Here is a 19,369-nt window from a genome sequence, read left to right on the forward strand (position 1 = left end):
TCACGCTGGCGGTGCCTGCTTACAGGACATCCTGCACGTACCGCCAGCGAAATCTCTCCAGATCGATCTTCCCTTCCAAATCCAGTATCACCCCTTCAGATTGAAGGGCCGATTTTTGCCGCTGAAAATCCGGGCCGGTAAGCGAAATCTCTCCTTTTCGATTAATCACCCGATACCAGGGTAGCTGGCTGCCGGCGGGGAGCCCCCGCAGTATACCGCCTACCTGCCGTGCGGCTCGGGCCGAGCCGGCAAGACGAGCGACATCGCCATAGGTAACGACACAGCCGTAAGGAATGGCGGCGATAACGTGGATGACTCGCTGACGAAAATTGTCCGCTTCGGTAATCATGGCGGGATCCAATATGTTGAAACCGGTAGAGAATGAACGGTATCAGCAGTATAAAAGCTGGCGATGGGTAAGAAAACAGCGGTTAGGCGGCGGTAACTTGCAATTGCCCAGTTCATCACCGATAATGCCCTCCGCTCCACAACTGTGGAGCTGTCAATGGAGGCCCCGTTGGTTCTCCCGCAACACTAACCTGTGGACCCGGTCAGGTCCGGAAGGAAGCAGCCGCAGCAGGCGACGTGTGTGCCGGGATGTAGCTGGCGGGGCCTCCACCATTTTATCTCTCTCCCTATGGCTTCAACATTATTTCTAATATCCCCGCCTGATGTTTTATCAATAAAAGGTACAACGTTTTTTATACGATAAATTCGGTGAAAAGGTTTTTAATCAGAAAGGTTCGATTTAATTCTGGGGAGAGTGAATGAATTAATAAAGAGAAATTTAAGTAATGCGTGATACTTCTTGTTACAAAGGGGGTGTTATTCTTTACAGTTCATAAAAAACAAAGGCCGACAGAATATCGGCACAGTGTCTTTATGTATTTAAACTGCTGTTTTTAATGCTTAACGAACGTATTTCCACACAGCAGTTGGTACTTTGTCGTAAAGCTTATTCATCGTCAGCTCTGCCAGGCGGTGGTCTGCAGCTGAATAGAACATTTCAAGCTCATCGTTGGAAAGCTCGTACTTGTTTTTTTCTATAACACGCTCAAGCGTGTCGATGGTTGTGCATTTACGCAAACGCATTAAATAGTCGATTTTTTTCATAGTGACCTTGTTAATTTTCCTGGATTTAAATTAAGTATGAGACAAATTATTGCTTAAGTTTTTACTACCGTACAGATGCTCTTTTCTGAGAACATTCTGAATAATTGTGACTTGGATTTTTTCCATTTCTGCAACTCGGAGTCATTTATACCGTAATTGCTGAAAAGAATATAAGTGTCGTCCAGATATTTCTCAACCCGTTCACATAACGCCGCTTCATGCGGGTATTTTATTTTGTAGGTAACAACAAATGCCGCAATATGCTCGATAAGTTCGTTTAGTTGAAGGTTGACCGCAGAGGTCGGATCATTCACCCAGCCACGACTGCTGTCACCTAATGTCGCGATACTTTCGTCGTGCAGATTTTCACACAAGAATCTGAGTTGGGCAATATCATAATGTTGAGGTGTGTACTCATCCATTTCTATCCCTCCGTAAGCTACGATTCAGTGTCACTTAGGGCCACCACTCGGCCAGACAGGTGGTGTGATGAAGTGCAGAAGATAGAATGCCCCTCAGTATGCCTCAATTTCCCTTAATCTTAAGACGAACAGGGGTAACACGGTGAATGCCAGAGAATGACTCGACGTCACTGTCAACAATCATTCTGAATTCATTATAGCAAAAAAGCCAACGTTTACGGTGTGGTCGAACCAATTTTATGACGATTACTGCTATCGGTGCGGGCTGCTTCCGGTGAGCCGTGATATATTTATCGGCCACTGGAACAAGTATATTTAATTTTTTTCGTTGTTAGCAAGAATCACAGTGTTAATTAATTTTTCTGGCTTGTCTTTATTTGTAAAGATTTTGATGGAATGAAAAGATAATTATTTTATCTTTTTGTTTTTTAAGGGGATTGATGAAGGGGCAATGACAGAAGGTGTGGTGATGAGCACACCTTCCGATAGTTTTTGAGCAAATAATAATTAGCGTTTTTTCTTTTTCCTGCCCTGTACCGCGTTGAAACGTGGGTTGCTCTTACAGATGACATAGACGCGCCCGCGACGTTTGACCACGATACAGTCTTTGTGACGCGTTTTGGCGCTGCGAAGAGAACTTAATACCTGCATGGATAATTCCCCAGATTACGATTTCAGAAAACGGCCGAAACGCTGTTGGAAACGCGCTGCGCTACCTTCTTTGGCGTATTCTTTCTGCTTGCCGGTGTAATAAGGATGAGAGGCGGAAGAAACGTCGATAGTGACGTAAGGATAGACTTCGCCTTCGTACTCATAGGTTCGATCGGTTTTGATCGTAGAGCCGATTTTATAAAATACATTCTCACTGGTATCGTGGAACAGCACAGTGCGGTAGTTGGGATGGATACCCGCTTTCATGACAGCCTCATTTGTTATGTTATAACATATCTATATTCTGCGCTTTTTTGGCGTGATGATCAACGTTACGATTTGCAGGGAAATCTCAGGGCTGGGGGATAGGGGGAATGCTGGCCTGAACCTGAAAAGGAAAAGGCCGCATAAGCGGCCTTTGAGAAGCAATAGAATGTGTTAGTGACTGGTCTGGGAGTGCTCGTGATGGGAGTCGTCCGCTTCTTTTTTCTTGCCGAAGCGGCGGCGCACCACCACAAAGAACACCGGCACGAAGTAGATAGCCAGTACGGTAGCGGTGATCATCCCGCCCATTACGCCGGTACCGACCGCGTTCTGTGCGCCGGAGCCTGCGCCGGTACTGATTACCAGCGGTACTACGCCCAGAATGAACGCCAGCGATGTCATCAGAATGGGGCGCAGACGCATACGTACAGCATCCAGGGTCGCTTCCACCAGACCTTTCCCTTCTTTCTCCATCAGGTCCTTGGCGAACTCGACGATCAGAATGGCGTTCTTGGCGGACAAACCGATGGTTGTCAGCAGGCCGACCTTAAAGTAAACATCGTTTTCCAGTCCGCGCAGGCCGGCGGCCATCACCGCACCAAATACACCCAGCGGTACAACCAGCATAACGGAGAATGGAATCGACCAGCTTTCATACAACGCGGCCAGACACAGGAACACCACGATGGCGGAGATAATGATCAGCGCCGGCGCCTGGTTACCGGCCAGTCGTTCCTGATAGGACATACCGGTCCAGTCGAATCCGATTCCTGGTGGTAATTGTGACGCCAGTTCTTCCATCAGCGCCATGGCTTCACCGGTACTCTTGCCGGGAGCGGCTTCACCCACCAATTCTACTGCCGGCAGGCCGTTGTAACGCTCCAGACGCGGCGAACCGTATTCCCAACGCTCGGAAGCGAAAGCTGAGAAGGGGACCATCTGGCCGGAGGTGCCGCGGACATACCATTTCTGGATATCATTGGGCAGCATACGGAATTTGGCTTCCGCCTGAACATACACCTTTTTCACCCTACCGCGGTCGATAAAGTCATTGACGTAGGTTCCCCCCAACGCGGTGGACAGCGTGGCGTTGATGGTGGCAATCGATACCCCGAGCGATTCCGCTTTTTCCTGATCGATATCAAGCCGGTATTGCGGCATGTCTTCCATCCCGTTGGGACGAACACGCACCAGCGTGTCAGGATGTTGGGCGATCATTCCCAGCAACTGGTTACGGGCGGCCATCAGCTTATCGTGGCCGAGGTTGTTCTGATCGATCAGTTCAAAGTCAAAACCACTGGCGGTACCCAGCTCGACGATCGCCGGTATGTTGAACGGGATGACCATCGCTTCCTTGATTTGCGAGAAGGCGCCAAAAGCGCGACCAATAATTGCGTCGACCTTGTTGGCTGCGCCACTTCGTTCATCCCAGTCTTTCAGGCTGGCGAAGGCGATACCCATGTTCTGTCCGCGACCGGCGAAACCGAAGCCGTTAACGGTAAACACCGAGTTCACATTGTCTTTTTCGTGTTGCAGGTAGTAATCGTTAACCTGATCAAGCACTTTCTGCGTGCTTTCCTGGGTTGCGCCCACCGGCAACTGCACCATTGTCAGTAATACGCCCTGGTCTTCCTGCGGCAGGAAGGAGCTTGGCAGACGGGTAAACATCAGACCCAATCCAGCCACGACAATCAGGTACACCACCACATAACGGCCAGTGCTGCGCAGGATGTTGGCGACACTGTTGGTGTAGTGATTGGTGCTCTTATCGAAAAGACGGTTGAACCAGCCGAAGAAACCTTTTTTCTCGCCATGGTTGGCAATCGGTTTCAGGATGGTTGCACACAGTGCCGGCGTCAGGATCAACGCCACCAGCACCGACAGCACCATGGAGGACACGATGGTGACGGAGAACTGGCGGTAGATGGCGCCGGTCGAGCCGCCGGAAAACGCCATCGGTACGAATACTGCGGACAGCACCAGCGCGATACCGACCAGCGCGCCCTGAATCTGCCCCATGGATTTGCGGGTGGCTTCCTTGGGCGATAACCCTTCTTCCGCCATCACGCGTTCCACGTTTTCCACCACGACGATGGCATCGTCCACCAATAGGCCGATGGCTAGCACCATGGCGAACATGGTCAGGGTGTTAATCGAATAGCCGAAGGCGGACAGTATGGAGAAGGTTCCCAGCAGCACCACCGGTACGGCGATGGTGGGAATCAGCGTGGCGCGGAAGTTCTGCAAGAACAGGTACATCACCACGAATACCAGCACGATGGCTTCAAGCAGGGTTTTCACCACCTCGTAAATGGAGATTTTTACGAACGGCGTGGTGTCATACGGATAAACCACTTTCAGCCCGGCAGGGAAATTCGACTGTAATTTGGTGATTTCCGCTTTTACCGCTGAAGCCGTATCAAGCGCGTTGGCGCCGGTAGCGAGTTTAATACCCAGACCGGCGGCCGGACGACCGTTATAGCGGGCGATGACGCTGTAGCTTTCGCCGCCGAGTTCGATACGGGCAACGTTATTCAGGCGAACCTGTGAACCGTCCTGATTCACTTTGAGCAGAATATTGCCGAACTGTTCCGGCGAATTCAGCCGCGTCTGCGCAATAATTGACGCATTCAGCTTCTGACCGGGAACCGGCGGCGTGCCGCCAAGCTGACCGGCGGCGATTTGGTTGTTCTGCACCTGAATCGCCGAGACCACGTCGCTGGTAGTGAGCTGGTAATTGTTCAGTTTGTCCGGGTCGAGCCAGATACGCATGGCGTACTGGGCGCCGAACAACTGGGTATCACCCACCCCGCGTACGCGGCTGATCGGGTCTTTGATACTGGCGCCGACGAAGTCCGCGATGTCCTGCTGGGTCATGTTGTTATCGTCGCTGACGAAACCGAGTACCATCAGGAAGCTGCTGCTGGATTTCTGCACGCTAACGCCTTGCTGCTGCACTTCCTGCGGCAGCAACGGCATCGCCAGTTGCAGTTTATTCTGTACCTGCACCTGAGCAATGTCCGGGTTGGCATCGGCATCGAACGTCAGTGTAATCTGCACGGTGCCTGACGAGTCACTGTTGGAAGACATATACAGTAACTTGTCGATCCCGTTCATGTTCTGTTCGATTACCTGCGTTACGGTATCCTGCAGGGTTTTCGCATCCGCGCCCGGGTAGTTGGCGGTAATCTGAACCGCGGGCGGCGCAATGGTTGGGTACTGCGCAATAGGCAACTTCAGGATTGCCAGTGTCCCGGTGAGCATCACCATAATGGCGATGACCCAGGCAAAAATCGGGCGATCTATGAAAAACTTGGCCATGGATTACCGGCTCCTGTTAAGACTTGGCGGGTTGGGACTGCGGTTGCTGCTGTTGCGCATTACCTGCGGCCACTTCCTGCGCTTTTACCTGCATGCCCGGTCTGATTTTCTGCAGGCCTGTCAAGATGATACGGTCACCCGGTTTGACGCCAGACGTCACCAGCCATTTGTCGCCGATGGCCTGGCCGGTGGTGATCGGATGGACTTCCACTTTGTCGCCTTCGCCGACCAGCATCACGGTAGCGTCGCCGCGCGGTGTACGGCTCACGCCCTGTTGAGGCACCAGAATCGCGTTGGGAGTGACGCCGGAATCCATCTGCGCGCGGACAAACATCCCCGGCAGCAGATTGTGATCCGGATTCGGGAACACGGCGCGTAAAGTGATGGAACCGGTGGTTTCATCCACGGTGACGTCGGAGAATTCCAGAGTCCCTTGCTGGTTATAATGGGTGCCGTTATCCAGCGTCAGCTGAACGTTGGCTTTGCCATTGGTCTGTTGCAGGGTGCCGTTTTCCAGTTCCTTTTTCAGGCGCAGGAAATCGTTGGTGGACTGGGTGACGTCCACATAGATCGGATCCAACTGCTGGATAGTCGTCAGCGCTGTCGTCTGCGCATTGGACACCAGCGCGCCTTCCGTCACGGTGGATTTACCGACACGACCGGTAATCGGGGCCGTTACGCGGGTATAGTTCAGGCTAATCTGCGCGTTGTCGAGGCTGGCTTTAGCCGCGGCAACCGCCGCCTCGGTCTGGCGTGCGGTGGCAACAGCCTGATCGTAATCCTGCTTGCTGACGTAGTTGGTGCCGAGCAGCGGTTTGTAGCGGTTAACGGTCAACCGCGCGATTTCCGCGTTAGCCTGAGCCTGGACCAGCGCGGCCTTGGCGTTGTTGTACTGGGCCTGATACGTGGCCGGATCGATCTGATACAGCGATGTGCCTGCCTTGACGTCGCTGCCTTCCACAAAGTTGCGCTTCAGAATAATACCGTTCACCTGAGGGCGTACTTCGGCAATACGATAGGCGCTTGTGCGTCCCGGCAGCTCGGTGATGATATTCAGAGTTTGTGATTTTATCGTAACGATGCCGACTTCCGGTGCGCCTCCCTGATGGGCCCCTTCTTGAGAAGCCTTGTTGTCACATCCTGTGAGTACGAGGCCGCCAGAAAGCATCAGCATAGCCGCCAGAGGCGTAAGCCTTCTGTTTTTATTCATAGATAAACCCCAAGTATCCGATTTTTAATTGACCAATGGATCACAAGCTTTTAAACCCATTGCTGCGATAAATTCAGGCTCGTGCTATGTTACATACATCCGTGAATGTATGTAAATCTCGCTTCCCTTGAAAGTCGGCGCTATGGCACGAAAAACCAAACAACAGGCTCATGAGACCAAACTTCAGATTATGGACGCAGCGCTGCGTCTGTTTTCCGAGCATGGCGTTTCCTCAACATCATTGTCCGATATTGCGACTGCCGCCGGCGTGACCCGCGGTGCTATTTACTGGCACTTTAAAAACAAAGCTGAACTGTTTGATGAGATATGGGCGCGATCAGAAGCCAAAGTTTCTGATTTCGAAACTGAGTATCAGGCAAAATTTCCTGACGATCCACTGCATGTGCTCAGAGAGTTGCTGATTTATATATTGAGATTGACCGAGTCAGATATCGAGTGGCGCTCAATGATGGAGATCATATTCCATAAATGCGAGTTTGTCGGTGAAATGTTGCCGACATTTAATGGCCGTAAGGATCTGTATTTCGACTGCTACTACAAAATAGAAGCCTCGCTGATGAACTGCATTCGGCAGGGGATGTTGCCGATGGACGTGAATCCCCGACGCGCAGCGGTCGCCATGCGCGCTTATCTGTCGGGTATCATGGAAAACTGGCTGTTTATGCCGACAAGCTTCGACCTGAAAAACGAAGCGCCGTATCTGGTCGATGGGCTGATCGATATGCTGCGCGGCAGTCTGGCCTTACGTCAGACCGGTAGCTCCGAAGCCTGATATGCATAAATGTAGCCTGACATACCTTGTCTTCCGGCAGACGTGATAAACTGCGCCATCTCTGTAAAACCGATGATGCATCATGAGTCGCTGTTTCGCCGTTTCTGGTTCGTTTACCGTTCTTTTCCGTTCTTTCCTTTATGATTCTGTTCGCCGTAGCCTGCCGTATATCTGGGCGTTTCTGCTCGGGTTGATGCCGCAGTGGTCGGCGCTTGCCGCCGGTAACGATTTGCCGACCCGGAATGAGATTCAGAATCGGCTTGATACCCTCAACAAACAAAAAAGTCTGACTTCGGTAGACAAGCTGACCCAGCAGGATTTAACCCAAACGCTGGATGTGCTGGACTCTATCGACCGGGTTAGGCAGGAAACCAGCCAGTTGAAGCAGCAGGCGGCGCAGGCGCCGGCCAAACTGAAGCAGGTGAATGAAGATCTGGTGTCGCTGGGGAGCGCTGCGCCGGTGTCTCAGCCATCGCTGGAGTCGCTGTCGCTAAAACAGCTGGAGGCCCGCCTGAATGAAACGCTGGATGACTTGCAGTCGGCGCAGGAAAACCTCTCTACCTACAATAGCCAGCTGATTTCGTTGCAGACCCAGCCGGAGCGGGTGCAGAGCGCGTTATATGCCGCCTCGCAACGCAGCCAGCAACTGCGCACCCAGCTCAGTGGGCTTGACCCGTCGCAGGAGCCGCTACGGCCGAGTCAGCAGATTTTACTGCAGGCGGAGCAGGCGCTGGTCGGGCTGCAAATGGAGCAGCAGCGCAAAAGTCTGGAAGTGAACACCACCATGCAGGATCTGCTGCAGAAGCAGCGGGATTACACCGCCGCACAGATTGGTCAGCTGGAACACATGGTGCAGACGTTGCAGGGCGTCATCAACAACAAACGTCTCAACCTGTCGGAGAAAACCGCCAAGGAAGCGCAGAATTCGGATGAGTTGCAGCGTATTCAGGAGAACCCGCTGGTCAAAGCGGAGATGGATACCAATCGTCAGCTCAGCCAACGTTTGATCAAAGCGACCGAAGCAGGCAATACGCTGGTTCAGGAGAGCATTCAGGTAAAAAACTGGCTGGATCGCGCCACACAGTCGGAACGCAACCTGAAAGAACAGATTACGGTGCTGAAAGGCAGTCTGCTGCTGTCGCGTATCCTTTATCAACAACAGCAAAATCTGCCGTCGGCCGATGCGATGGGCAACATCAGCACCCAAATCGCCGATCTGCGGCTGGAACAGTTTGATATCAACCAGCAACGCGATGTGTTGTTCCGTGGCGATGAATATATCCAGCAACTGGTCGTTCACAGCAATGCCACGGTGGACGCCGAAGTCACCGATGCGCTGGAGCAGATTCTGGACATGCGCCGCGAACTGCTCGACCAGCTCAACAAGCAGCTTGGCAATCAGCTGATGCTGGCGATTAACCTGCAAATCAGCCGCCAGCAATTGATGAGCGTGAATGACTCGCTGCAGCGTACGCTGACTCAGCAAATCTTCTGGGTCAGCAGCAATAAACCGATGGACTGGAACTGGCTGAAGGATCTGCCGTCGACACTGAAACAGCAGATAAAAAATCTGCATTTCAACCTGAAAGGCGTACCGCTGGGCCAGGGGATCATGAATTCGCTGTTGCTGATCATCCCGGCGCTGATAATGGTCTGCCTGTTGTTGTGGCGGCGAAAAAGCATCGATAGCTATATGAGTAAGCTGGCGGACGATGTGGGGCTGCTCAAGCGTGACAGCCAGTTGCATACGCCGAAAGCCATTCTGCTGTTGATTTTGCGTACGTTGCCGGGCGTGCTGGTGATTTTGTCGCTGGGGCTATGGCTGAAGCGGACGGATAGCCAGATCAGCAGCTTCGCCTGGCTGCTTAGCGAAAATCTGGCGTTGTTCTGGATGGTGTTCGCCACCGCCTGGTTTAGTCTCAAGCCGGGCAGTCTGAGCGAGCGTCACTTCAATATTCCAGCGTACCGCTGCGCGCATTACCGGCGTCAGACGTTGCGACTTGGCGGCGCGTTGCTGCCGCTGATGTTCTGGTCGGTGGTGGGCGAGAAAGCGCCGCTGTACCTGGTGGATGACGTCATCGGGCAGATCATTATCGTCTGTAACCTGCTGTTGCTGACCATTCTGGTGTTCCCGGTATGCCGCGATTGCTGGCGGGAAAAGGAGCGTCACACGGTGCAACTGATCGTGGTGACCATGATGGCCGCCATGCCGCTGTTTCTGATTGGGTTGATGCTGAACGGGTTTTTCTATACCACGCTGCGTCTGGCCAGTCGCTGGATTGACAGCCTGTATCTGTTGATCGTCTGGAATATCGTCTATTTCGCTACTATTCGTGGCTTAAGCGTCGCGGCCCGCCGTCTGGCGTATCGCCGCGCGGTGGCGCGACGCCAGAATCTGGTCAAAGAAGGGGCGGAAGGCAGCGAGCCGGTGCCGGAAGCGCCGCTGGCGCTGGAGCAGATCAGCCAGCAATCTTTGCGCCTGACCACCATGGTGCTGTTCCTGGCATTCTCCGGCGCGTTTTACTGGATCTGGGCCGATCTGGTGACCGTGTTCTCTTATCTGGACAGCATCACGCTGTGGCATTACAGCACCACGAATGCCAGCGGCGCCGTATTGCAGCCGGTTACGCTAGGCAACCTGCTGGTGGCGATGGTGATTGGCGGCGTGGCCTATGTGATGACCCGCAACCTGCCAGGTCTGCTGGAAGTGCTGGTGCTGTCGCGCCTGCAACTGCGGCAAGGCACGTCTTACGCCATTACCACCGTGCTGACCTATCTGATTACCGCCGTCGGTGCGGTCACGTCGCTGAGCTCGCTCGGGGTTTCCTGGGACAAGTTGCAGTGGCTGGTGGCGGCGTTATCGGTGGGGTTGGGCTTTGGTTTGCAGGAGATCTTCGCCAATTTCGTGTCGGGCCTGATTATCCTGTTCGAACGGCCGGTGCGTATTGGCGACACCATCACCATCGGCACGTTCTCCGGTTCGGTCAGCAAGATCCGTATCCGCGCCACTACGATTACCGATTTTGACCGCAAGGAAGTCATCATTCCCAACAAGGCGTTTGTTACCGAACGTCTGATCAACTGGTCGCTGTCGGACACCATCACGCGTGTACTGATTCGTATCGGCGTCGCCTACGGTTCCGATCTGGACAAGGTGAAAGAGGTGCTGCTGCAGGCGGCGCGCGATAATCCACGCGTGATGACCGACCCGGAACCGCAGGTGTTTTTCCTGTCGTTCGGCCCAAGCTCGCTGGATCATGAACTGCGTTTGTACGTGCGGGAACTGCGGGATCGCAGCTACACCGTCGATGAACTGAACCGCACCATCGATCGTCTGTGCCGCGAAAATAATATCGACATCGCCTTCAACCAGTTGGAAGTACACCTGCATAACGCACAGGGCAACGAGATACAGGAAGTGTCCCGCGTACTAACACCGCCGCAGGATGCGATGGAAACCCGCTAAATAACGTTGTCGGGAATATGCGTCGGAGCGGGAACGCCTGCTCCGGCGTCAGGCGGGCGTCTGGTGGGGTGGGGCGTCGGCCTTCAACTGGTAGTCCCGACGTACGATTTCCAGCGCCGCCAGCACTACCTTCGGCGCTATCTGGTTGTCTTCCAACAGCATAATGAGATCGACCGCCAGTTTGACTTCTGGCGTTTCATTTTCCAGCGACATGATTTTTCTACCTCACTCCAATCCTGTTCTGTTTTTTCTAAAACATAGCAGAGAATAGTGAACGAAGATCACGAAAGGTCAAAACCCCTGCTCCTGGCGTTCAATCTGACGCTCCAGCCGCGACAGCGCCTGACGGCAACGGGCCAGTCGGCCTTCCAGCGCCGCCAGCTCGCGTTGCAGGCGTTGCTGCTCGCTGAGTTGGCTCTGGGTCGCCAGCAAGCTTTCCCGATCCTGAATCATCGCCAGCAGTCGACGCTCATAGCCCTGATATTCCGCCAGTTTCTGGTACCGGTCCTGCGGCGCCGGCGTCGCGGGCTCCTGCTCCCGCAGCGGTTGGGTTGCCAGTTCCCGTTGCAGCGCCGTCATTTGCGTCAGCAGTTTTTCCGCCATGAACGCCACCCGATCCAGGCGCTGTTCCTGTACATATTGCTGCAGATGTTGGTAGTTATGGCGGATCTCGTCGAGATAATCGCCCAGCCGGGTGCCGTAACAACTGAATAACTGGCGATCAAAACGTGACCGGGGCGCCTGTCGCGCGGCAATCGGCTCGATATCCCGCGCCAGCGTATCAATCTGGCGCGCCAGCACGGCCAGCAGTGCCTGTGTTTCCATGGCGTTTCCTCCGTCGGTCGACCGCGGCATCCGTAAGCCGCGGTATGTGGAATCACGGGCCGGTTCAGTGGGTGCTGAACGCCGGTTTGCCGCTGTGGAATTTGAAATCGTTGTCCGGGCTGGTGATCAGCTGTGCTTCTGTTTGCGCAAAAAAGGCGACGCGCGCGGTAATCTCCTGACCGGCGATCTGTTCCGCCAGCGCCAGATAATCCTGATAGTGGCGGGCCTCGGAACGCAGCAATGAAATGTAGAATTTGCGCAGGTCTTCTTCCAGATGCGGCGCCAGTCTGGCGAAGCGCTCGCAGGAGCGCGCTTCGATAAAGGCGCCGATAATCAGTTTGTCCACCAGCGCATCCGGCTCATGAGATTTCATGTGTTGCGTCATGCCGCGGGCGTAGCGGCTGGCGGGCACGTTCTGGTAAGGAATGCCCTTTTGCTCCATGACTTCCAGCACCTGATAGAAATGGTGCAGCTCTTCGCGGATCAACATCACCATTTTATCGATCATGTCCTGACTATAGTGGCAGCCGGCGCGGGCGGTAATCTGACGGGTAATTTGCCCGCCTGCTGTCAGCATCTGCATGTCGCCCACTTGTCGGAAAGCGAAATGCTCGTACGGGGCAATCCAGTCCTGCAATTGATGCCGGCTCTCCTGATCCACCGCGTAACGACGGATCAAAAACAGCGCGCTCTGGGCGGCTTTCAGTTCGCATAACAGATGATCGCGCAGCAATACCGGCAGATTTTCCGGTTTGCGCGCTTCGTCGATCCACTCATCTGGCGTAGCGGCGGTCAGGAAGGCATGAATGGGGTCGAGAATGGAATGATCAAACATTACGGCGGACGGATTGAGTTAACGTGGCGGTATGATACAACGATTCCTGTGGATTGCGATCGGGTCTGCTGCGGCCCGGGTGACCTATCTGGAAATGAACGTTCGTGTGGAAATGCAATGGAGGCAAGATGTATCGAGTGGTGCTGATAACCGTGGGATGGCTGGCGGTAGTGCTGGCGGCGTTGGGCGTAGTGTTGCCGTTGTTGCCGACCACGCCGTTTCTGCTGTTGGCCGCCTGGTGTTTTGCCCGCTCCTCGCCGCGCTTCCACTATTGGCTGCTGTACCGCTCCTGGTTCGGCGGCTATTTGCGCCACTGGCAGCAGCATCGCGCGCTGCCGCCGGGCGTCAAAACCAAGGCGGTGCTGGTGATTATCGCGACTTTTGCCTTGTCATTGTGGCTGGTGGATATTAACTGGGTCAGGGGCCTGCTGCTGGTGATTCTGGTCGCGTTGCTAACCTTTATGCTGCGTTTACCGGTTATTGATCCGAAGCAATAGCCTGCGATAAAAACAGGCGGATCTGCGCGGGCCGGTTGCATTTGCCGGTCAGTTTGACTAGATTTGAGCGTTTTCGTGCGCGAGCCGCCACCGTATTTTTTATCGCCAACGCCTGCGGGCGGCATGACGAAGGGCCGTGGCGGTGTTCAGTGAATATAAGGTTTTATCAGGCACAACATTATGACCGCAACTCAGCAGCCAGAATTGATTAAAAACAGTATCAAGAGTATTCCGGATTACCCCAAGCCGGGCATACTGTTTCGTGATGTGACCAGCCTGCTGGAGAATCCGCAGGCCTATTCGGCGAGCATCGACATGCTGGTTAAACGCTATCAGGACGCCGGCATTACCAAAGTGGTCGGTACCGAAGCGCGTGGTTTCCTGTTTGGCGCGCCGGTGGCGCTGGCGTTGGGCGTCGGATTCGTGCCGGTGCGCAAGCCGGGTAAATTGCCGCGCGCGACGCTGAGCGAAAGCTATGAACTGGAATACGGCAGCGATACGCTGGAAATTCACGCCGATTCCATTACCGCCAGCGACAAAGTGCTGGTGGTGGACGATCTGCTGGCGACCGGCGGTACGATCGAAGCGACCGTCAAACTGATTCGTCGTCTCGGCGGCCAGGTTGCCGACGCCGCTTTTATCATCAATCTCTTTGACCTGGGTGGACAGCAGCGCCTCGAAAGCATGGGCATCGCCTGCTACAGCCTGGTCGATTTCCCCGGCCATTGATGACGGCAGTCTCGCCGATGGCGGCGAGACTGTGTTAGCATCACCTCCTCAATAACTCAACTGCTGCGGTATTGATGAGCTATCAGGTTCTTGCCCGTAAGTGGCGTCCCCAAACCTTTGCTGACGTGGTAGGACAGGAACATGTCCTGACGGCGTTAGCCAATGGTCTTTCGTTAGGCCGTATCCATCATGCTTACCTGTTTTCCGGTACCCGGGGCGTAGGCAAGACGACTATCGCCCGTTTACTGGCGAAAGGGCTGAATTGCGAAACCGGGATCACGGCTACGCCCTGCGGCCAGTGCGCTACCTGCCGGGAAATCGAGCAGGGACGATTCGTCGACCTGATCGAGATTGATGCGGCATCCCGCACCAAAGTGGAAGATACCCGCGACCTGCTGGATAACGTGCAATACGCTCCGGCCCGCGGCCGCTTCAAGGTCTACCTGATCGACGAAGTGCACATGCTCTCCCGCCACAGCTTCAACGCGTTGCTGAAAACGCTGGAAGAGCCGCCGCCGCATGTGAAATTCCTGCTGGCGACCACCGATCCGCAAAAATTGCCGGTGACGATTCTGTCCCGCTGCTTGCAGTTTCATCTCAAAGCGCTTGATGCCGAGCAGATTCGTCAGCATTTGCAACAGGTGCTGGAGCAGGAACAACTGGCCTCGGAACCGCGCGCGCTGCAATTGCTGGCCCGCGCCGCCGATGGCAGCCTGCGCGATGCGCTGAGCCTGACCGATCAGGCTATCGCCATGGGGCAAGGGCAGGTCACCGCCGCCGCCGTCAGCCAGATGCTGGGCACGCTGGATGATGAGCAGCCGCTGGCGTTGATTGAAGCGCTGGTGAAAGGCGATGGCGCCGGTGTCATGGCGCTGATGGGGCAGGCGGCGTCGCGCGGCGTCGATTGGGAAGCGCTGCTGGTGGAAACCCTGACGCTGCTGCACCGGATTGCTATGCTGCAGTTGCTGCCTTCCGCATTGGGTGAAGAATACAATCAGGTCGCGCCCCGGTTGCGTGAACTGGCGCGGGTGATCCCGCCTGCCGAGGTGCAGCTCTACTATCAGACGCTGCTGGTGGGGCGCAAGGAATTGCCGTACGCGCCGGATCGCCGCATGGGCGTGGAAATGACCCTGTTGCGGGCGCTGGCGTTTCATCCCAGCCAGACGATCGCCGAACCGGTTCCGGTCAGCGCGCCATCCGCGACGCCTGCGGCGAGTGCGCCGTTACCCGTCGAACCGGCGCGTGTGCCGCCATCGGTTAGATCCAGCGCGGTGCCTGCCGCATCCGGCGATGAACCGGCGGCCAGACCAGCTCCTGCTGCGGGTAGCGAACCTGCGGCACCACCAACTCCGGACAGCAATTTGCCGGATGCGACCGCACAGTTGTTGCAGGCGCGCAGCCAGTTGCTGAGCCGACAGGGAAATACCCCGACAAAAAAGACTGAACCGGCGGCGTCAGGAAAAACGCGGCCGGTAAACTCGGCGCTGGAGCGGCTGGCTTCGGTGACCGAGCGTGGTCAGCAGCAAATGGCGGCCAAAGCCGTGGCGCAGGAAGAGCAGAAAAAGCAGGAGGCTTATCGCTGGCGGGCGCAGAAGAAAGCCGAGCCGGTTGAAACGGCGCCGGTGACTACGCCCAAGGCGCTACGCTCGGCGCTGGAATATGAAAAGACGCCGGAGCTGGCCGCAAGGCTGGCGGTGGAAGCCATCGAACGCGATGCCTGGGCGGCGGAAATCGATCGTCTGACGTTGCCTAAGCTGGTACAACAGTTGGCGCTTAATGCGTTTAAAGAGATGCCGGAGGAGGGCGCGATTCACCTGCACTTGCGCTCTTCCCAGCGCCATCTGAATTCGGCGGCGGCGCAGAAAGCGCTGTCGGAAGCGCTGGCGACGCACTACGGGCGTCCGATCAGCCTGACTGTCACCGAAGACGATACGCCGGCGGTCCGTACGCCGCTGGAGTGGCGTCAGGCCATTTATGAAGAGAAGCTGGCGCAGGCGCGCCAGTCCATCATGGCTGATAATAATATTCAAACGCTACGGCGTTTCTTTGATGCGGAACTGGACGAAGAGAGTATCCGCCCCGTTTAACCCGCTGCCTGCCGGCAGCCCGAAGTGGTAGAGAGAACGATATGTTTGGTAAAGGCGGTTTAGGCAATCTGATGAAGCAAGCTCAGCAGATGCAGGAAAAAATGCAGAAGGCGCAGGAAGAGATCGCCAACCTGGAAGTGACCGGGGAATCGGGCGCCGGGCTGGTGAAGGTGACCATTAATGGCGCTCACAACTGCCGTCGTGTTGAAATCGACCCCAGTCTGATGGAAGACGACAAAGAGATGCTGGAAGACCTGATTGCGGCGGCCTTCAATGATGCGGCGCGTCGTATCGCTGAAGTCCAGCAGGAAAAAATGGCGTCGGTTTCCAGCGGTATTCCGCTGCCGCCCGGCTTCAAGATGCCGTTCTGATGCAAACCAGCCCGCTTCTTGAATCGCTGATGGAGGCGCTGCGCTGTTTACCCGGCGTGGGGCCAAAATCGGCGCAGCGTATGGCGTTTCATCTGCTGCAGCGCGATCGCAGCGGCGGTATGCGTCTGGCGCAGGCGCTCACCCGCGCGATGTCGGAGATCGGCCACTGCGCCGATTGCCGGACCTTTACCGAGCAGGAGGTCTGCACCATCTGCGCCAATCCGCGTCGTCAGCAGAACGGCCAGATTTGTGTGGTGGAGAGCCCGGCGGATATTCATGCCATCGAGCAGACCGGGCAGTTCGCCGGCCGTTATTTTGTGCTGATGGGCCACCTGTCGCCGCTGGACGGCATCGGTCCCGGCGATATCGGGCTGGATCGACTGGAAGAGCGTCTGGCGACGGAAACCATCAGTGAAGTGATTCTGGCGACCAACCCGACGGTGGAAGGCGATGCAACGGCCAATTACATCGCCGAGCTGTGCGCCGAACATGGGGTAATGGCCAGCCGTATCGCTCACGGCGTGCCGGTGGGCGGCGAGCTGGAAATGGTGGACGGCACCACGCTGTCTCACTCGCTGGCCGGGCGACACCCCATCCGGTTCTGATTTCTGCGGCCGCCTGTCGGCGGCCGACATCTCGCTGACATTGTTTATGTCGCCAAATTGTTTATGTCGGCAAATTGCTTATGTCGTCAAATTGTTGGTGCGGTCAACGTGTCGGTGTAGACAAATTGTCGCTGTAGACAAATAGCCGGTGTGGTCAATTACAGTTCCCCCCTTGAAACCCTATCGGGTTATCCCCATCTGTTGCTTATCCTCCGTTGAATCAGCCTGAATAAATACGTATTGAGGGAAGTAATAATGAGTATGAAAGGCCAAGAGACCCGCGGCTTCCAGTCCGAAGTGAAGCAACTGCTGCACCTGATGATCCATTCGCTGTATTCCAATAAAGAAGTGTTCCTGCGCGAATTGATCTCCAACGCATCCGATGCGGCGGATAAATTGCGCTTTCGCGCGCTGTCGACGCCGGATCTGTATGAAGGCGACGGCGAGTTGCGCGTTCGGGTATCGATCAATAAAGAACAGCGGACCCTGACCATTAGCGATAACGGCATCGGCATGAGCCGCGATGACGTGATTGACAACCTGGGTACCATTGCCAAATCCGGCACCAAGGCGTTTCTGGAGTCTCTCGGTTCCGATCAGGCGAAAGACAGCCAGTTGATCGGCCAGTTCGGGGTCGGTTTCTATTCCGCGTTTATCGTTGCCGATAAGGTGACGGTGAAAACCCGTGTGGCGGGCGCCAGCGCCGATCAGGGCGTGTTCTGGGAATCCGCCGGTGAAGGCGAATACACCATCGCCGATATCGCCAGAGCGGAACGCGGCACCGAAATCACCCTGCACCTGCGCGAAGGCGAGGATGAGTTCCTCGACAACTGGCGCGTGCGCTCGGTGATCAGCAAGTATTCCGATCACATCGCGTTGCCGGTGGAAATCGAATCCCGTACTGAAAGCGAGGAAGAGGGCGGGGAAGAGACCGTCACCTGGGAGAAGATCAACAAAGCTCAGGCGCTGTGGACCCGCAGCAAGTCTGAGATCAGCGACGACGAGTACCACGAGTTTTACAAGCACATCGCCCATGACTTTACCGACCCACTGAGCTGGAGCCACAACCGGGTGGAAGGGAAGCAGGAATACACCAGCCTGCTGTACATTCCTTCCCAGGCGCCGTGGGACATGTGGAACCGCGATCACAAACATGGTCTGAAACTGTACGTGCAGCGCGTGTTCATTATGGACGATGCCGAACAGTTCATGCCGACCTACCTGCGTTTTGTCCGCGGTCTGATCGATTCCAACGACCTGCCGCTCAACGTCTCGCGTGAAATTCTGCAGGACAACCGTGTCACGCAGAGCCTGCGTACCGCGTTGACCAAGCGCGTGCTGCAGATGCTGGAAAAACTGGCCAAAGACGATAGCGAAAAATACCAGACTTTCTGGCGCCAGTTCGGCCTGGTGCTGAAGGAAGGGCCGGCGGAAGATAGCGGCAACCGTGAAACCATCGCCAAATTGCTGCGTTTCGCCACCACCCATAACGACAGCGATGAGCAGAGCGTGTCGCTGGATGACTACATCGGCCGCATGGTGGAAGGTCAGGACAAGATCTATTACATCACCGCCGACAGCTACGCCGCCGCCAAGAGCAGCCCGCATCTGGAGCTGTTCCGCAAGAAAGGCATCGAAGTGCTGCTGCTCTCCGATCGCATCGACGAATGGATGATGAGCTACCTGACCGAGTTCGACGGTAAGTCCTTCCAGTCGGTCAGCAAGGCCGACGAGTCGCTGGACAAACTGGCGGATGAGGCTGACGAGTCGCAGAAAGAAGCGGAGAAGGCGCTGGAGCCGTTTGTCGATCGCGTCAAGACGCTGCTGGGCGAGCGCGTGAAAGAGGTGCGCCTGACGCACCGCCTGACCGACACGCCGGCGATTGTCACCACTGACGCCAACGACATGAGCACCCAGATGGCGAAGTTGTTTGCCGCTGCGGGCCAGCAGGCGCCGGAAGTGAAGTACATTTTCGAACTGAACCCGGAACATGCGCTGGTAAAACGCGCCGCCGATACGCAGGATGACGCGCAGTTCGGCGAGTGGGTAGAGCTGCTGTTGGATCAGGCGCTGTTTGCCGAGCGCGGTACGCTGGAAGATCCTAACCAGTTTATCCGTCGAATGAACCAACTGCTGACTGCCTGATTCTGCTTATCATGATGAGACTGAACGCTCCGGCT

At 55.5% G+C, this 19,369-nt stretch carries 18 protein-coding genes, 1 other RNA gene and 1 other annotated feature; of the genes, 9 read left to right on the forward strand and 10 right to left on the reverse strand.

What is annotated here, in order from left to right; genetic code table 11:
- Positions 1-19: 19 nt before the first annotated feature.
- On the reverse strand, positions 20-349 hold the full coding sequence (locus tag CPA59_RS05615; protein WP_038918197.1) for an MGMT family protein: 330 nt from the start codon (positions 347-349) through the stop codon (positions 20-22).
- Positions 350-515: 166 nt separating this feature from the next.
- On the opposite strand from CPA59_RS05615, the gene ffs reads away from it, so the two are divergent.
- Positions 516-612: signal recognition particle sRNA small type (gene ffs / locus CPA59_RS05620), an RNA gene on the forward strand.
- A gap of 297 nt (positions 613-909) precedes the next feature.
- Here the strand turns inward: ffs and CPA59_RS05625 are convergent.
- The 6 genes from CPA59_RS05625 to CPA59_RS05650 form a co-directional block, all read right to left on the reverse strand.
- Entirely contained in the window at positions 910-1,113 is a 204-nt protein-coding gene (locus CPA59_RS05625) for an HHA domain-containing protein (RefSeq protein WP_009114000.1), read from the reverse strand.
- Between the two features lie 53 nt (positions 1,114-1,166).
- Positions 1,167-1,535 carry an Hha toxicity modulator TomB gene (tomB, locus tag CPA59_RS05630; RefSeq protein ID WP_042859087.1) on the reverse strand — a complete coding sequence of 123 codons (369 nt, stop codon included), beginning with the start codon at positions 1,533-1,535 and terminating at the stop codon, positions 1,167-1,169.
- Between the two features lie 507 nt (positions 1,536-2,042).
- The gene (gene ykgO, locus CPA59_RS05635; RefSeq protein WP_013316871.1) at positions 2,043-2,186 is read right to left on the reverse strand and encodes a type B 50S ribosomal protein L36; all 144 of its coding nucleotides are present in this window, start codon (positions 2,184-2,186) and stop codon (positions 2,043-2,045) included.
- A gap of 15 nt (positions 2,187-2,201) precedes the next feature.
- Complete coding sequence (locus tag CPA59_RS05640; RefSeq protein ID WP_038661187.1) at positions 2,202-2,453, reverse strand: type B 50S ribosomal protein L31; 252 nt, start codon at positions 2,451-2,453, stop codon at positions 2,202-2,204.
- Between the two features lie 171 nt (positions 2,454-2,624).
- Positions 2,625-5,771, reverse strand: a complete 3,147-nt coding sequence (locus tag CPA59_RS05645) for an efflux RND transporter permease subunit (RefSeq protein WP_038918200.1) — start codon at positions 5,769-5,771, stop codon at positions 2,625-2,627.
- A gap of 16 nt (positions 5,772-5,787) precedes the next feature.
- Positions 5,788-6,981: an efflux RND transporter periplasmic adaptor subunit gene (locus tag CPA59_RS05650; RefSeq protein WP_038918202.1), complete on the reverse strand. Its 1,194-nt coding sequence runs from the start codon at positions 6,979-6,981 to the stop codon at positions 5,788-5,790.
- Positions 6,982-7,123: 142 nt separating this feature from the next.
- Between CPA59_RS05650 and acrR the strand changes: the two genes are divergently transcribed.
- Together acrR and mscK are read left to right on the forward strand one after the other, a co-directional pair.
- Complete coding sequence (acrR, locus tag CPA59_RS05655; RefSeq protein WP_038918203.1) at positions 7,124-7,774, forward strand: multidrug efflux transporter transcriptional repressor AcrR; 651 nt, start codon at positions 7,124-7,126, stop codon at positions 7,772-7,774.
- An 82-nt stretch (positions 7,775-7,856) separates the two neighbouring features.
- Positions 7,857-11,240 (forward strand): mechanosensitive channel MscK, encoded by a 3,384-nt coding sequence (gene mscK, locus CPA59_RS05660; RefSeq protein ID WP_100849117.1) that lies wholly within the window; start codon positions 7,857-7,859, stop codon positions 11,238-11,240.
- Between the two features lie 48 nt (positions 11,241-11,288).
- Here mscK and rsmS read toward each other — a convergent pair whose 3' ends face one another.
- The 3 genes from rsmS to CPA59_RS05675 form a co-directional block, all read right to left on the reverse strand.
- Complete coding sequence (rsmS, locus tag CPA59_RS05665; RefSeq protein ID WP_071605173.1) at positions 11,289-11,453, reverse strand: pleiotropic regulatory protein RsmS; 165 nt, start codon at positions 11,451-11,453, stop codon at positions 11,289-11,291.
- 78 nt (positions 11,454-11,531) lie between these two features.
- The gene (priC, locus tag CPA59_RS05670; RefSeq protein ID WP_100849119.1) at positions 11,532-12,065 is read right to left on the reverse strand and encodes a primosomal replication protein PriC; all 534 of its coding nucleotides are present in this window, start codon (positions 12,063-12,065) and stop codon (positions 11,532-11,534) included.
- A 64-nt stretch (positions 12,066-12,129) separates the two neighbouring features.
- A complete protein-coding gene (locus CPA59_RS05675; RefSeq protein WP_107758864.1) occupies positions 12,130-12,900 on the reverse strand; it encodes a tRNA-(ms[2]io[6]A)-hydroxylase in 771 nt (256 codons plus the stop codon).
- A gap of 128 nt (positions 12,901-13,028) precedes the next feature.
- On the opposite strand from CPA59_RS05675, the gene CPA59_RS05680 reads away from it, so the two are divergent.
- The 6 genes from CPA59_RS05680 to htpG all read left to right on the forward strand — a co-directional run bounded on the left by CPA59_RS05680 (position 13,029) and on the right by htpG (position 19,334).
- Positions 13,029-13,397 (forward strand): DUF454 family protein, encoded by a 369-nt coding sequence (locus tag CPA59_RS05680; RefSeq protein ID WP_033570174.1) that lies wholly within the window; start codon positions 13,029-13,031, stop codon positions 13,395-13,397.
- Positions 13,398-13,577: 180 nt separating this feature from the next.
- The gene (apt, locus tag CPA59_RS05685) at positions 13,578-14,126 is read left to right on the forward strand and encodes an adenine phosphoribosyltransferase (protein ID WP_038661165.1); all 549 of its coding nucleotides are present in this window, start codon (positions 13,578-13,580) and stop codon (positions 14,124-14,126) included.
- A gap of 74 nt (positions 14,127-14,200) precedes the next feature.
- The gene (dnaX, locus tag CPA59_RS05690) at positions 14,201-16,213 is read left to right on the forward strand and encodes a DNA polymerase III subunit gamma/tau (RefSeq protein ID WP_107758865.1); all 2,013 of its coding nucleotides are present in this window, start codon (positions 14,201-14,203) and stop codon (positions 16,211-16,213) included.
- Positions 15,540-15,604, forward strand: a sequence feature (DnaX frameshifting element). It overlaps the preceding gene by 65 nt.
- A gap of 41 nt (positions 16,214-16,254) precedes the next feature.
- The gene (locus tag CPA59_RS05695) at positions 16,255-16,584 is read left to right on the forward strand and encodes a YbaB/EbfC family nucleoid-associated protein (protein ID WP_016942050.1); all 330 of its coding nucleotides are present in this window, start codon (positions 16,255-16,257) and stop codon (positions 16,582-16,584) included.
- Positions 16,584-17,189: a recombination mediator RecR gene (gene recR / locus CPA59_RS05700; RefSeq protein ID WP_038661158.1), complete on the forward strand. Its 606-nt coding sequence runs from the start codon at positions 16,584-16,586 to the stop codon at positions 17,187-17,189. The genes CPA59_RS05695 and recR overlap by 1 nt, the downstream gene beginning before the upstream one ends.
- 261 nt (positions 17,190-17,450) lie before the next feature.
- Positions 17,451-19,334 (forward strand): molecular chaperone HtpG, encoded by a 1,884-nt coding sequence (gene htpG / locus CPA59_RS05705; RefSeq protein ID WP_162942966.1) that lies wholly within the window; start codon positions 17,451-17,453, stop codon positions 19,332-19,334.
- Positions 19,335-19,369: the final 35 nt, after the last annotated feature.

Origin of the sequence: Dickeya sp. Secpp 1600, assembly GCF_003049805.1 — a bacterium.
In the GTDB taxonomy this organism is placed as follows: Bacteria; Pseudomonadota; Gammaproteobacteria; order Enterobacterales; family Enterobacteriaceae; genus Dickeya; species Dickeya fangzhongdai.

Excerpts from the sequence above, each read along its gene's own strand:
- CPA59_RS05640 (WP_038661187.1), bottom strand. The coding sequence starts at position 2,453 with ATGAAAGCGGGTATCCATCCCAACTACCGCACTGTGCTGTTCCACGAT.
- ykgO (WP_013316871.1), bottom strand. The coding sequence starts at position 2,186 with ATGCAGGTATTAAGTTCTCTTCGCAGCGCCAAAACGCGTCACAAAGAC.
- dnaX (WP_107758865.1), top strand. The coding sequence starts at position 14,201 with ATGAGCTATCAGGTTCTTGCCCGTAAGTGGCGTCCCCAAACCTTTGCT.
- rsmS (WP_071605173.1), bottom strand. The coding sequence starts at position 11,453 with ATGTCGCTGGAAAATGAAACGCCAGAAGTCAAACTGGCGGTCGATCTC.
- priC (WP_100849119.1), bottom strand. The coding sequence starts at position 12,065 with ATGGAAACACAGGCACTGCTGGCCGTGCTGGCGCGCCAGATTGATACG.
- CPA59_RS05615 (WP_038918197.1), bottom strand. The coding sequence starts at position 349 with ATGATTACCGAAGCGGACAATTTTCGTCAGCGAGTCATCCACGTTATC.
- CPA59_RS05650 (WP_038918202.1), bottom strand. The coding sequence starts at position 6,981 with ATGAATAAAAACAGAAGGCTTACGCCTCTGGCGGCTATGCTGATGCTT.
- CPA59_RS05675 (WP_107758864.1), bottom strand. The coding sequence starts at position 12,900 with ATGTTTGATCATTCCATTCTCGACCCCATTCATGCCTTCCTGACCGCC.
- mscK (WP_100849117.1), top strand. The coding sequence starts at position 7,857 with ATGAGTCGCTGTTTCGCCGTTTCTGGTTCGTTTACCGTTCTTTTCCGT.
- CPA59_RS05680 (WP_033570174.1), top strand. The coding sequence starts at position 13,029 with ATGTATCGAGTGGTGCTGATAACCGTGGGATGGCTGGCGGTAGTGCTG.
- acrR (WP_038918203.1), top strand. The coding sequence starts at position 7,124 with ATGGCACGAAAAACCAAACAACAGGCTCATGAGACCAAACTTCAGATT.
- CPA59_RS05645 (WP_038918200.1), bottom strand. The coding sequence starts at position 5,771 with ATGGCCAAGTTTTTCATAGATCGCCCGATTTTTGCCTGGGTCATCGCC.
- apt (WP_038661165.1), top strand. The coding sequence starts at position 13,578 with ATGACCGCAACTCAGCAGCCAGAATTGATTAAAAACAGTATCAAGAGT.
- CPA59_RS05695 (WP_016942050.1), top strand. The coding sequence starts at position 16,255 with ATGTTTGGTAAAGGCGGTTTAGGCAATCTGATGAAGCAAGCTCAGCAG.
- htpG (WP_162942966.1), top strand. The coding sequence starts at position 17,451 with ATGAAAGGCCAAGAGACCCGCGGCTTCCAGTCCGAAGTGAAGCAACTG.
- recR (WP_038661158.1), top strand. The coding sequence starts at position 16,584 with ATGCAAACCAGCCCGCTTCTTGAATCGCTGATGGAGGCGCTGCGCTGT.
- CPA59_RS05625 (WP_009114000.1), bottom strand. The coding sequence starts at position 1,113 with ATGAAAAAAATCGACTATTTAATGCGTTTGCGTAAATGCACAACCATC.
- tomB (WP_042859087.1), bottom strand. The coding sequence starts at position 1,535 with ATGGATGAGTACACACCTCAACATTATGATATTGCCCAACTCAGATTC.